This is a genomic window from Candidatus Tisiphia endosymbiont of Xenochironomus xenolabis (assembly GCF_964264705.1).
Taxonomy (GTDB): domain Bacteria; phylum Pseudomonadota; class Alphaproteobacteria; order Rickettsiales; family Rickettsiaceae; genus Tisiphia.
In genome coordinates this window covers 591,777-605,367 of the sequence record NZ_OZ183473.1, presented here as the reverse complement: position 1 = coordinate 605,367, position 13,591 = coordinate 591,777, and the positions used below count along the sequence as shown (strand labels likewise).

Sequence of the window (13,591 nt, the reverse complement as noted above, 5' to 3'; positions counted from 1 at the left end):
TTCTACCCAATTCATATAGTATACAACAATTATAATGGGCACTAAGTGTTATTATGAATATTTTATAAAAAATATTCACACACTTCTCGTAATGACGTTTTTATGCTGTTGTAATACTTATATAATAAAAATTGTATTATTGCTATGGGTCTAATAACACCTAACATTTTTTCCTACTACTACTTGCAATCGATAAAGTCTGTGTATATAATAAACTTATGCTCTTTCCAAATATCAATCCTGTTATTTTTTCTATCGGACCATTTACCGTTTATTGGTACTCCATGGCTTACGTTTTGGGTATACTAGTTGGGTGGTTCTATGCTTACAACATTATAAAAAAATTCAAACTTAGTATTACCACGGAAATTTTCGAAAATTTTATTACTTGGGTTACTTTGGGCATCGTAATAGGTGCTAGATTAGGTCACGTGTTACTATATGACCCTATTAAATATTTTTTTAACCCTATTGCCATTTTCAAAACCTATGAAGGCGGTATGTCCTTTCATGGTGGTATTATTGGTATAGCCCTATCATGCTATTTTTTCTGCCGCAAATATAAAATTAAATTCTTTTGTTTAGGTGATATAGTAGCTACAGTTGGTCCTATCGGTTTATTTTTAGGTAGAATAGCCAATTTTATTAATGGGGAATTATATGGCAGAGTGACTACAATGCCATGGGGAATGATTTTTCCAAATAGCGATCTACAACTAAGACATCCCAGTCAACTTTATGAGGCATTTTTTGAAGGAATTGTATTATTCTTAATTCTAGCGTACACCACTTTTAAATATAAAAGCATAAAAATCTATAGTTTGAATTCTGCTATATTTCTAATATTCTATTCGGTATTTCGAATTATTATAGAAATGTTTCGTGAGCCAGAAGATTGCTATGCAAGTCTTATTTTTAACAATGTAACTATAGGGCAATTTTTATCACTACCTATGCTAATAATGGGGATTTATTTAATAATACGAATTAAATGCCAGTCGACTCCAAAATAAGAAAACTTATTGAGCAAAATGGTAGTATTAAGCTTGATGAAATGATGCTCCAAGTAACATCTGTAACCCCTTCTTCCTATTACCAAAAACAAGATAAGTTGGGTTGCTTAGGAGATTTTACAACAGCTCCAGAAATTTCTCAGCTTTTTGGTGAAATGATAGCTTTATGGACTATTGACCAATGGTATAAAATGGGTTGCCCACAGAAAACTAATTTAGTCGAATTGGGTCCTGGGCAGGGAGTGTTAATGCGAGATTTGCTAAATGTTGCTAAATTAGTTCCAGAATTTTACCAATCTCTCTCTATAGAATTAATTGATATTAATCCTCATTTTATCAAAAAACAAAAAACAAACCTAAAGTTAACAGGTCTCCCTATCAAACACTATAAATCCATACAATATATATCTAAAATTCCTTCTATTATAATAGCTAATGAATTTTTTGATGCTATGCCAATTAAGCAGTATATTAAAAGCAAAAAGCTTTGGTACGAGCTAACACTTATTATTGACCCAGCTGATGGTAAGATTAAATTCGATAAGATAGAGGTTAGTAAGGAGTTACAGCGTTATTTACTGCAAGAACACTCAAACGCACATGATGGAGCAGTAATAGAAGAATCACCTAAATCGTTAGAAATCGTAAAATTTATCAGTAAGCATATAATGCAATTCGGTGGGGCTAGCTTAATTATCGATTACGGTTATGATATAGATCCAATAAAGAGGACGCGTAACCAATACAACCCTACTTTACAAGCGATAAAAAATCATAAATATTACCCACTACTTGAAACTTTAGGAGAAGCCGATTTGTCAGCCCATGTTGACTTTTATGCCTTAAAGACAGTAGGTAGAAATATAGGAATAAATGTGTATGGATCAATAACTCAACGTGATTTCTTAATTAGCAATGGTATATTATTACGAAGTCAAATTTTACAAAGTAAATTACCTATTATAGAGGCAAATATCATAGCAAAACAAGTTGATAGACTAATTGCTCCCAATAAAATGGGACTATTGTTTAAAGTATTGATCTTTGTGCAGAAGTAAGGTATTAGTTTATTATAAGGCTTAAACTTTTATAAATTTTTGCCTACTCAGGAAAGAGATTGCCTTCGCCATTTTTTCAGCAAAAAAGTATTAGGGGAATTGTTCAGTTAGCAATATAATCAGCTTTATACTAAATAATTTATACAAAGGATCAATGACTATTTTCTTGATAATCATTATTGTTCTAATGATAGGATGTTCCGCACTACTCTCAGCTACTGAAACGGCTATAACCGCCTCTTCTCCTGGGAAAATACAAAAATTTAAGGCAGAAGGCATCAAACGTGCCACGATTGTATTACAGGTTCTAAAGAAAAAAGAAAAGGTAATTGGCACATTACTAATTGGTAATACCTTATTTAATACTGTTTGTACTACGATTGCTACCAGTATATTTATCGACTGGCTAGGTGATAATGGGACTATTGCGGCATCAGCAATTATGGCTTTCTTAATAATTGTTTTTGGTGAAATAATACCGAAAGCTATTGCTGTGGCAAAAGCAGAACAGTTAGCATTATTCACTTCTCCAGCTATTATATATCTTTTAAACATTTTGAGACCAATTAACTATATCTTTGAATTGATAGTTAAAGGGTTTTGTTTTATTTTTCGTATTAATCTACAGCAAAATATCTCAGGAGCAGAGGAAGTTAGGGGAGTTATTGAACATTATCATCAAGAAGGTAATGTTTATAAATCTGACCGTGATATGTTAGGCGGTATATTAGATATTAGGAAAATGACAGTATCTGAAATTATGATACACAGAAGCAACGTAATAGCCATTAATATAGATTTGCCTAAGGAGGAGATAGTAAGGAAAGCATTATTATCCAGCCCTCACACCAGAATACCATTATGGAAAGATACTCAGGACAACATAATTGGTGTACTTCACATACGAGATCTACTCCGAGCTCTCTATGAAAAAAATAACGATGTAAAAAAAATTAATATCGAGGAATTAGTAAGTCAGCCTTGGTTTATACCTGATAATGCTTTGGTCACTCATCAACTTCATGCTTTTAGAGAGAGAAAAACCCATTTTGCTTGTGTTGTTGACGAATATGGTGATTTACAAGGTATTATTACTTTAGAAGATATCTTAGAAGAGATTGTTGGTCCTATTATTGATGAACATGATTATCCTATTAACACAATTGTAAAAAAATCTGAAGTGGAGTTTATTATTGACGGATCTGTAACTATAAGAGATGTAAATAGAGAACTAAATTGGAATCTACCTGATTATAATGCAAATACCATAGCTGGCTTGATTATCCATGAAGTTGAGCGTATTCCCAATCAAGGAGAATCTGTCAAGATATTTAATTTAAATATTACTATTAACAAAAAAATAGGCAACAGACTTGATAGCATAAAAGTCACTGTTTTACCAAATGAAGAACTTGAAAGTGATAAGTAGTCTTGGCAATTATCTACAAATATTGGCAATGCTGTTCAGTGTACTAGCAGTTATTACTGCTTCATATCGTGCAGGTACTTTATTTTTTTACTGTAGCTGGCTGTCAACATTACTATCTTTTTTGCTATTAGTATGTGGATTTATTATATCGGATTTTTCTATACAGAATGTTTTTCTAAATTCTAGTACATTAAAGCCGCTAGGATTTAAAATTGCTGCCAGTTGGGCGAGTCATGAGGGGTCTATCCTGTTGTGGCTGTGTTTATTGCAAACTATAGGCGTTATTTATATTGCACTATTTAATAGCCATCCAACTCGAGTCTACCACATAATTGTACTAGCACTAATACAATTATTGTTCAGTAGCTTCATTTATTTTACCTCCAACCCATTTGACAGCCTATCATTCCATCCCACTCAGGGTCTCGGCTTAAACCCTATGCTTCAAGATATTGCCCTAATAATACATCCACCTATATTATATCTAGGTTCGGTCTGTTATGTCGCCCCTTTTACATCGGCTTGCGTTATGTTGCTCACCTCTAACTTAGACTCGGCTAATCTTAGAGCTATTAAAATATTTAGCAATTTAGGAATAATTTTTTTAACCTTAGGAATAGCCCTAGGATCATGGTGGGCTTATAGAGAACTCGGCTGGGGTGGCTTTTGGTTTTTTGATCCAGTAGAAAATATTTCCCTACTACCATGGTTGTCGGCTATCTCTCTACATCACTCAATCTTGGTAACAATCAAATCTGGACGAATGAAAAATTGGACGATAACCTTATCCATCCTCACTTTTTTGTTCGTAGTGTTCGGTACGTTCTTAGTACGCTCGGGGCTAATCACCTCAATTCACTCTTTTGCCTCATCAGCTGAGCGGGCAATCTATATGCTGGCAATATTTGCTATTATTGCCATATCAAGCTTAGTTCTACTACTAGTAAAAGGGCAAAATATCACTCAACCTGATTCGATAGGATTAGACAAACACCAATTCAAGCACAAGCTTATTGTTTGGGGAAGTATATTTTTCTTAACGGCTCTATTAGTATTACTATGTTCCACCATTTACCCCGTAGTTTATTCTTTATTATACCAAGAATCTGTTACCATTAGTGAAAGATTTTTTATCAATAATTTTATAATTTTTATCATCCCAACGGTTCTACTAGCTGGTATCGCTCAAAGAAATCATATAAGAAAAAAAAACCTACTCATTTTAGTTTGTTCTTTTGCAATAACGTTTATCAGCTCATACCAAATTCAGTATGGCTTCATTTCAGCATGGGCTGTAACATTTTCTCTTTTTCTAATAATACAAAATTGTTATTATGTATTAACAAAGAGCCATTTTTTTAGAACCAAACTAAAAGCCAATATTACCATGATCTTAGGACATTTAGGCTTTGGCTTACTTGTTTTAACTATTACTGTTAATTCATTATTACAAAGTGAAGTAGATTTTATAGGCAAAGTTGGAGACAAGGTGACAGCAAAGGGATTTGAAGTTACTTTAAAAGATATTAGAGTATCATCAGCCCAAAACTATTATCGGCAAATTGCTGAATTTTGGATTCAGGATCAACAAAATAATATCACTATATTAAAACCTGAAAATAGATTTTATATAATAGAAAAACAACTATCCCAAGAAAGTAATATATATTCTTATTTAACTTATGATCTTTACGCGGTGTTAAGTAAAATTGATGATGATGTAATTCATGCAAAAATATATTACAAACCAATGATGAGTCTTATCTGGTTATCTATTATACTTATAGCCGGAGGATTCTTAATTGGACTATTTAGTCGCTCCGTCAAAAGTTTAGGAGGTTGCCTACGATAACTATTAATTAGACTATACTCGATCTCATTGCTTATGAGCAGGTAATTGAAAACATTTGTCATAAATTCCAAAAGAATTTTAAAATATATCATAAAATCATTGGTAATATTATTTTAATTTAATGTACAATTAAAATAATGGAGAGGTATTTTATGGAAGATCTTAAAAATTGGCAGACAAAGTTTAAGCCTTGCGAATATTCTGCTAAGTTACTTAATAAATTGATTTTACTAAATGAAGAAGTAACTCAACCAGTAGATATCAGAGAAATTATCAAAGCTATCTATTACGCTAAGAAATATCATGATAGTCAAATGAGGCAATCGGGTGAACCTTATTACTCTCATCCAATAGAAGTAGCTTACATGGTTGCCGAATACACAGCCCAAGAAATTCGCCAATTGTTTAGAACTGACATGATCGTTACTAGTTTACTGCATGACACGATCGAAGATACAGCCCTTACCAAAGAGATGATTGCTCGAATTTTTGGGAGTAACGTTGCTAGCCAAGTGGAATCTCTAACAAGGATCAAACCTTACGGCAAGATTAGCTCCAAAGAGATTTTGAATTTATTATCTCAACAAAAGAGATTTGACGTGGCATTAATTAAATTATTTGACCGTATTCATAACCTACAAACACTAGGGGTTAAACCACCGGAAAAGGCACTGAAGATAGTTAAGGAAACTATAGCCTATTTTGTAACTCTTTGTTTCTACTTGGAAATACCAACAGCCGAGCAACAATTAACAGATCTCTGTTACCAAAACTTACCTATTACCCATGACCCACTTGATCTAGGTTCTGTGAAAAAAATTTTAATTGTCTAGATTTTGACTCTTTTTAGCTGCAAGTTATAATATTTTTTTGAAATAGGTACACTATTCCTGCAAAAATCTTATCAACTTTCGCTTAAAAACACTCAAAATCTAGACAATTAAAATTTTTTTCACGGAACCTAGTACTACAGTTGTAGATTGAATGTGAGTGTTCACGGAAAAAAGGTTAAAGTATAAGATGTCATTGCGAGGAGGTTGCCAGACCGACGAAGCAATCCAGGAAAGTGATTAGAAATGGATTGCTTCGTTGACCTTACGGTCTCCTCGCAATGACGCTTGGTGATCAGGTTTTTTTATTCATCACAAAAAAATCGTGAATGCTCACATCTAAACTACAACTGTAGTACTAGACTATACATTTCTTTGAGTAGATGATTTCAGCTGATTTTGCCAGATTTTCAAAATGAGATAACCCATAGACAAAACCGATAATTGTCGGAATCATAATAAACCATATTCCCCAATTGCCAAAATACTCAATAAGGTAGACAAAACCAAAAGAGCTAATAACATACATTAAAGCACGAGATCCAGAAAATGTAATGCTAGCACAGGTAAAACGTTTTAATATAGGAAATCTTTTTAAACAAATGGGAATAGCAGGACTTAGGCATTTCCCAAATAAAACTATAAAGAATTGAATGAAAAATAACTGACAAGGAGAATTAATATTATTTAATAAATAAGGACAAAATATCATAAAAATAGAAAATATTAGCAGTATAATTTTCATGGTTACTAATGGATACACTTCTAAACTTAAATAACATAATATTAATGTGATTAACACCTCCATTAGACAAACAATAAAATTATGATAAATAACTTCGGACAATGTGTAACCAAAGCTAGTTTTTAAAATATTACCACAATATATATAAATAAAATAAACACATACCGGTAAGGCACATTGTAATAAAAAGAAAGCCATTGCTGTTTTTTTATTAACTTTTTCTTGTAAAAGAGGATAGTCTTGTAAAATATTTATATCTGTATTAGTTTTTTTTAAAACTTTTTTTATTCGATGCTTTGCATCAGCAAATTCTGGTGTCTCTCTTAATTTTGTACGAGCTACTGAACCAATTAATGCAACTATTGCACCTATCCAAAATGCCATACGCCAGTTAAAGATATGAGAAGCAACAAGTGAGGCAACTCCTAAAGCAGCTAACGTTCCTAGGATAGCACAAACCCCTATCAATCCAACACTTGCATATTGTATAGGTGGATGAAGCATTTCAGTTAAATAAAGTTCTGCCCCTACTATTTCACCCATAGAAGATATACCTTGAACAGCTCGGCAGATGATCGCTATCCAAGCCGCTAAGCTCCCTATTTGTGCATAAGTAGGCAGATTAGCCATAACAACACATGATACAGCCATTGTAATAGTTGTGATGATAACTGTTTGCTTACGCCCTATATTATCACCTATCCATCCAAATATTAAAGCACCTAATGGTCTAAGTAAGTAAGTTGAGCAAAAAGTAGCTGCATAATACAAAGAAGTAGTGTGTGGGTCGGTTTTGGGAAAAAATAATTCATTAAGAAATATCGCCATGTGAACATATATCATCAAATCAAAATATTCAAGGAATGTTCCTATTGACAATAACCACATAGTTTCTTTTTGTTGTTTTTTTAAACTTCTTTGTTCTTGAGGGTACCCTATCATTTTTTTACCATCAATAGCTTGGCTATTGATGATAGCAAGAAAAAAATAATATTAAAAGTAAAATAATAAAATTTAGTAAACAATATCACCAAACATTAATAAATCTTCACTTGAGAGCTTGTCCGCAAACTAAAATTAAGATATAGTTAATTCAGGAGAATTTGGGGCTAGGAGTGATGGAGCGACGACGTCACCAACTTCTCATCAATTGACTATAGCTCAAAATATGATTAATTAGTTATCGCAGGTAGCCTCCTAGTATTATCAAACTTACACCAGAAATAATATTGACATTATCAGATATAAATATAAACTAGTTTAATACTAGTTTATATTTAATTTAATCAGCAAATATTATGAAAGAAAAGCTTTCTAACCAAATTAGTGCATTTGAAGCAAAAACACATTTTTCTAATCTTATTAAAAGAGTAAAAGATGGGGAGAAATTCACTATTTTAAAACATAATGCACCAATTGCAATTCTTATGCCCATTCCTTCCCAACAAAGGTTCAATATTGAAGAAGCAATAAAAAATCTTGGTGAATTTCGTCAAGGAAAAAAACTCGCTGGTTTATCTCTCAAAGAGTTAATAACAGCAGGAAGAAAATAATGACTAAGTCTTTTATATTGGATTGCTCCGTTACTATGTCATGGTGCTTTGAAGATGAATTTGATAGTTATTCCGAAATGGTTCTTAACTCTCTTACTCAATCCAAAGCTTTGGTACCACCACTTTGGAGCCTTGAAGTAATCAACGTTTTGCTTATGGCTGAAAAATGCGGTAGACTAAAAAATGCTGACTCAACTAGGTTTATAGATTTGTTAGGTTCTTTAGCAATATACATTTCTGATTTATCATTTTCTATGTCTGAGATTATAAATACCGCTCGTAGTAATAAACTGACCTCATATGACGCAAATTACTTATTATTGGCTATGCACGAAGGATTAGGTATTGCTACTAAAGACAATGATTTAATAAATGCTTGTCAGATAAATGGAGTAGAGATTTTTTTGGACATAGTCAATTAATGAAAATTCTTAGGATCAATGTCTATTTTCAAGTGACAAAAAGAAGGGATTTTGATTAAACTTAACCATATTTGCAAGAATTTCTGTAGATTAAATTTCCTATCTACTATGATTAAGATACGATAACGAAATTTTCCTGCTAATTTAGACATTAATGCACTAGATGGTCCAAGTATTCGTGCTGAACTTTTTGGAGCAATGGCAACTAAATTTTTGGATATTTCAAACACTTTATGCTCACTTTTTCCAGATAAAATTATCGATGCCATTTTGGTAAAAGGTGGCATATTTTCTGCTTGTCTTGTTTTAAGCTCATATTGCAAAAATTGATCTCCTCCATTTTTTATATAGCTAAATATAGCATTATCTGGATAATAACTTTGCATTAATACTACACCTTTTTTATCTTCTCTTCCTGCCCTACCTCCAACTTGATGAAGTAATTGATAATTACGTTCACTTGATCGTAAATCTCCACTATTAACTGTTCCAAGATCAGCATCAATAACACCCACTAAGGTAAGATTGGGAAAATGATAACCTTTAGTAATCATCTGAGTACCAATTAAAATATCAATTTCCAAATGCTCCATTTTATATAGTAATTCTTGTATGTCTTTAGATTTTTGAGAATAATCTTTACTAATTACAGCAATTTTACTATCAGGAAAAATACTCCTAGTTTCTTCTTCAATTCTCTCAATTCCAGGACCACAGATAGTTAAAGAATCTTTTTCTAAACAATCTGGACAAAAAATATGAATCCTACTCTGATAACCACAATAGTGACATTCAAGTTTTTTACTAGATTTATGTACCACTAACCAAGCAGAACAATAATTACAAGTAAAACGATAACCACAAAGCTTACACAACATTAACGGAGCATAACCTCTACGATTTAGAAATAATAATACTTGCTCTTTGCTTACCAGCTTTTCACGAATTAACTCTATTAACTTTGTAGATAAATAAGAATTTTTTGGTAAATTCTCCTTCTTCATATCTATTATTTGAATTTCTGGTAAAGTTGCATCTTGGTAACGACTTGACAATTCAATTAATTGATATTTATCTGTATTTACATTATAAATTGTTTCAATAGATGGAGTAGCTGAGCATAATACTACTTTTGTTGCAGATAGGCTTCCCCGCAATATTGCTACGTCACGAGCATTATATAATATACCATCATCTTGCTTATAAGAACTATCATGCTCTTCATCAATAATAATTAATCCAAGACTAGGGTACGGTAAGAATAAACTACTTCTAGCACCAATTATGACTTTAATTTCATTGTTCAGCAAACCTCTTAAAATCATCTTTTTCTGAGCTTTAGTAACTGCTGAATTCCATATTATTGGATTAAAGCCAAATCTTTCTATAAAACGATTTATAATTTGTTGACTTAAAGCAATTTCTGGTAACATTATCAATATTTGCTTACCTTGCCTCAAATATTTAGCTAATAAATGAAAATAAACTTCTGTTTTACCTGATCCGGTTAATCCCTTAATAATTGATGGTTTATCTGATTGACCTAATAGAGAAAGTGCCTTTTGTTGATCTATTGAGAGGGGTGGTAAAGTAAAATCTTTATTTAATTCTTGGTGTTTTACTTTTATAGGTTGCTCAGCAATATCAATTGGTAAAACCAATTTTGCAATTGAACCAAGCTCTACCATGTAATAATTAGCAGCCCACTTAATTAGCGATAATATCTCTTGATTAAGTTTAAATTCAAGTGGTACTTTCTGTTTAATAGATTTGATTTTGTTATATTTCTCTGAGACTTCAATATCTAACTGCCAGACTATACCAGTTAATTCCTTATTTCTAAAAGGAACTATTACTAAATCCCCTATAGCTAATTCTAATTTATTTGGAATTGAATAATCTAATGGAAAAAGATTAGCTAATGGCAATAATATTTTAGCAATTTGCATTAAAATTCATTTTTATACTATTTTATCATATTAAACTATATAGTCATTGGGGCTAGGAATAATACCTATAAGTAATAGACAAGCGACGAGTGGAAACGTCCCTAACTTCCCATTAATTGACTATACATTATTTTTTCAATACACTAATAGGTAATTACATAAAATTAATCAAATGGTTTAACAATAACCATAATAACCGCTATGATCATCAATAATGCCGGCACTTCATTGACCATACGATAAAATTTCTCAGAATGATTATTTTTTCCATCAACAAAATTCTTTCGCCATCTAGATAATAAACCGTGAAAAATAGTTATGCCTAAAACTGCTGTCATTTTTATATAAAACCATGTTCCTAAAGCTACTAACCCATATATATAACTATTGATTATACCTAAAGTATAGGTACTTATCATAGCAGGATTCATAATTATTCTGAGCAACTTACTTTCCATTAACTGAAATGTTTTATCAGATTCACTCCCTACCGCCACTCTAGAATGATATACATATAATCTTGGCAAGTATAATAAACCCACCATCCAAGAAATTGCCGATATAAGATGGAATGCTTTAAACCATAAATAATAACTAGCCATTAATATTATCTCCTGTTACTTAATTTTTTAAATTCCTGAATTGAATATACAAGGACACATAGTAAAATTACCAGGACATATTTTCTTGTTAATTGAACTACATATCAAGTTTTTTGTTTCTTCTCCACAATCAATTAAATTTGATATCATCTTAGTTAGACTATTAATAAATAATTCATTTACCCCCACAGTGGGAGTTCTAATATATTCTATCCCATATTTGTCAGCTATTTTTCTATATTCAATATCTAATTCTACTAATGTTTCAACATGCTCTGATACAAATGCTATTGGAACTATTATAAGAGGTTTATTTTCTTTACCAGCTATTTCAATTTCATCCTCTGTGTTAGGTTTTAACCATTCCACCGGACCAACACGGCTTTGATAAGTTATTTTATAATCTAAATTATCTATGTTAAGATTAGACACTATATTTTCTACAGTTTTTTCAATTTGCCATTGATAAGGATCACCTGCTTTTATTATTTTTGTAGGTAATCCATGAGCTGAAAATAATATGCGAAAAATATCTTTGTTTTTTAACTTTTTTAATGATTTTTTTATTAACAGTAAGTGAGATTTAATAAATTGATCATCAATGGGATAACAACAAATAGTTTTAATTGGTATATCTAAATTTGAATGTATATTTTTTTGAAAAGAAGATACAAAATCTTTAATCGAAGACCCAGTAGTAGTGCTAGAAAAATGTGGATATAATGGTAATAATATTATTTCTGAAGGATTATATTCATTTATTCTTCTTACGGCTTCTTCAGAATTAGGAGAAAAATGACGCATTGCTATAAAAACTCTAAAATCATCATTTATAGTATTTTTTAACTTTTCTATAATAGCATCTTTCTGAGATTCTGTTTCCTGTAAAATAGGTGATTTATTACCTATTAGAGAGTATATTTTTTGAGATTTTTTATTCCTGGTAATTGATATTATTTTAGCAATAATAAATCTCAGAGGATTTGGTAGATTAATAATCGCTCTGTCATAAAATAAATTAAATAAGAACTGCTTAACTGAGCTTAAACTCTCTGGTCCACCAAGATTAAAAAGTACAATAGCTACTTTTTTTTGAGAGATTTTAATATCTAAATTTTCTGACATAATTAACTAAAAACTCAACATTTTCAACTGGTGTATTTGGTAATATACCATGTCCAAGATTAAATATAAAGTTCTTTTTTTTAAAATTTAAAATTATTTTACTAACTTTTTCCTCAATAATCTCTTGATTAGTAAGTAATATAAAAGGATCTAGATTACCTTGTACAATAATTTTTTCGCTCCATAATTTCATAGAACTAACCGGTACAAATTGATCCACCCCAATAACATCTACACCAGTATTATTAATATATTTTTCATATAAAAGCCCAGAACCTCTTGGAAAACCTATAATAGGTAAGTAAGGAAATTGTTCTTTTAAAGCTGTTACTATTTTTTTTGTTGGTTGTATAACAAACTGGTCATATTCTGTCTCTTCTAATATCCCTGCCCATGAATCAAATAATTGTACTAAGTCCGCTCCAGCTCTTACTTGTCCTATTAAGTGGATAATAGTCTTCTCAGTGATAAAGTCTAGAAGTTCTTGTGCTAAATTATTATTTTCATAAATAAATCTTTTACTTGTCTCAAAATTTTGTTTACCTCTTCCTTCAAGCATATAAGTCATTACCGTCCATGGACTACCGGCAAAGCCTATTAGTGCAGTATCAATTGGCAAATTTGCTTTAATTTTATTTATTATCTCATAAACTATATTTAATTTTTCACTAGAATTTTCTTTAAGATATTTAAAATCTTCTTTTGATTGAAATTTACGTAATATTGGTCCTATATTTTCTTCAAATTTAACATCCCAGCCTAGTGCATCAGGTAAAACAAGAATATCAGAAAAAACTATAGCTGCATCAAAATTATATCTTCTTATGGGTTGTAAGGTAACTTCTACAGCCTTATTAACATCATAACATAAATTTAGGAAACCACTAACAGTTTTTCTTATTTTTTGGTATTCAGGTAAATATCTACCAGCCTGACGCATTAGCCAAATTGGAGTATAATTATTATTTTTCTTAAAAGTTTGTAATATCTGGTTCATAAATATAGTCCATATT

At 31.1% G+C, this 13,591-nt stretch carries 12 protein-coding genes; 7 read left to right on the top strand and 5 right to left on the bottom strand.

Annotated elements, in window-relative coordinates; all coding sequences use genetic code 11:
* Positions 1-218: 218 nt before the first annotated feature.
* The 5 genes from lgt (at position 219) to ACFELY_RS02985 (ending at position 6,185) form a co-directional block, all read left to right on the top strand.
* Positions 219-1,013: a prolipoprotein diacylglyceryl transferase gene (lgt, locus tag ACFELY_RS03005; RefSeq protein WP_341759595.1), complete on the top strand. Its 795-nt coding sequence runs from the start codon at positions 219-221 to the stop codon at positions 1,011-1,013.
* Positions 992-2,071, top strand: coding sequence for a class I SAM-dependent methyltransferase (locus ACFELY_RS03000; RefSeq protein WP_375333596.1), 1,080 nt, complete (start codon positions 992-994; stop codon positions 2,069-2,071). Before lgt ends, ACFELY_RS03000 begins: the two co-directional genes overlap by 22 nt.
* 154 nt (positions 2,072-2,225) lie before the next feature.
* Complete coding sequence (locus tag ACFELY_RS02995; RefSeq protein ID WP_375333595.1) at positions 2,226-3,500, top strand: HlyC/CorC family transporter; 1,275 nt, start codon at positions 2,226-2,228, stop codon at positions 3,498-3,500.
* Positions 3,493-5,352 (top strand): heme lyase CcmF/NrfE family subunit, encoded by a 1,860-nt coding sequence (locus tag ACFELY_RS02990; RefSeq protein ID WP_375334118.1) that lies wholly within the window; start codon positions 3,493-3,495, stop codon positions 5,350-5,352. Before ACFELY_RS02995 ends, ACFELY_RS02990 begins: the two co-directional genes overlap by 8 nt.
* A gap of 152 nt (positions 5,353-5,504) precedes the next feature.
* Positions 5,505-6,185 carry an HD domain-containing protein gene (locus tag ACFELY_RS02985; protein WP_375333594.1) on the top strand — a complete coding sequence of 227 codons (681 nt, stop codon included), beginning with the start codon at positions 5,505-5,507 and terminating at the stop codon, positions 6,183-6,185.
* Positions 6,186-6,540: 355 nt separating this feature from the next.
* On the opposite strand, the gene ACFELY_RS02980 is transcribed toward ACFELY_RS02985, so the two are convergent.
* Positions 6,541-7,869: an MFS transporter gene (locus ACFELY_RS02980; RefSeq protein WP_375333593.1), complete on the bottom strand. Its 1,329-nt coding sequence runs from the start codon at positions 7,867-7,869 to the stop codon at positions 6,541-6,543.
* A gap of 356 nt (positions 7,870-8,225) precedes the next feature.
* Here ACFELY_RS02980 and ACFELY_RS02975 point away from each other — a divergent pair, with 356 nt between their 5' ends.
* Positions 8,226-8,480 carry a type II toxin-antitoxin system Phd/YefM family antitoxin gene (locus tag ACFELY_RS02975; protein WP_375333592.1) on the top strand — a complete coding sequence of 85 codons (255 nt, stop codon included), beginning with the start codon at positions 8,226-8,228 and terminating at the stop codon, positions 8,478-8,480.
* Positions 8,480-8,902, top strand: coding sequence for a type II toxin-antitoxin system VapC family toxin (locus ACFELY_RS02970; RefSeq protein ID WP_375333591.1), 423 nt, complete (start codon positions 8,480-8,482; stop codon positions 8,900-8,902). The genes ACFELY_RS02975 and ACFELY_RS02970 overlap by 1 nt, the downstream gene beginning before the upstream one ends.
* Here ACFELY_RS02970 and ACFELY_RS02965 read toward each other — a convergent pair.
* The 4 genes from ACFELY_RS02965 to hemE all read right to left on the bottom strand — a co-directional run bounded on the left by ACFELY_RS02965 (position 8,899) and on the right by hemE (position 13,575).
* Positions 8,899-10,851, bottom strand: a complete 1,953-nt coding sequence (locus ACFELY_RS02965) for a primosomal protein N' (protein ID WP_375333590.1) — start codon at positions 10,849-10,851, stop codon at positions 8,899-8,901. The genes ACFELY_RS02970 and ACFELY_RS02965 overlap by 4 nt on opposite strands.
* Positions 10,852-11,015: 164 nt before the next feature.
* Positions 11,016-11,453 carry a protoporphyrinogen oxidase HemJ gene (hemJ, locus tag ACFELY_RS02960; protein ID WP_375333589.1) on the bottom strand — a complete coding sequence of 146 codons (438 nt, stop codon included), beginning with the start codon at positions 11,451-11,453 and terminating at the stop codon, positions 11,016-11,018.
* A gap of 27 nt (positions 11,454-11,480) precedes the next feature.
* Complete coding sequence (gene hemH / locus ACFELY_RS02955) at positions 11,481-12,578, bottom strand: ferrochelatase (RefSeq protein WP_341759604.1); 1,098 nt, start codon at positions 12,576-12,578, stop codon at positions 11,481-11,483.
* On the bottom strand, positions 12,556-13,575 hold the full coding sequence (gene hemE, locus ACFELY_RS02950) for a uroporphyrinogen decarboxylase (RefSeq protein WP_375333588.1): 1,020 nt from the start codon (positions 13,573-13,575) through the stop codon (positions 12,556-12,558). Before hemE ends, hemH begins: the two co-directional genes overlap by 23 nt.
* Between the last annotated feature and the right edge of the window lie 16 nt (positions 13,576-13,591).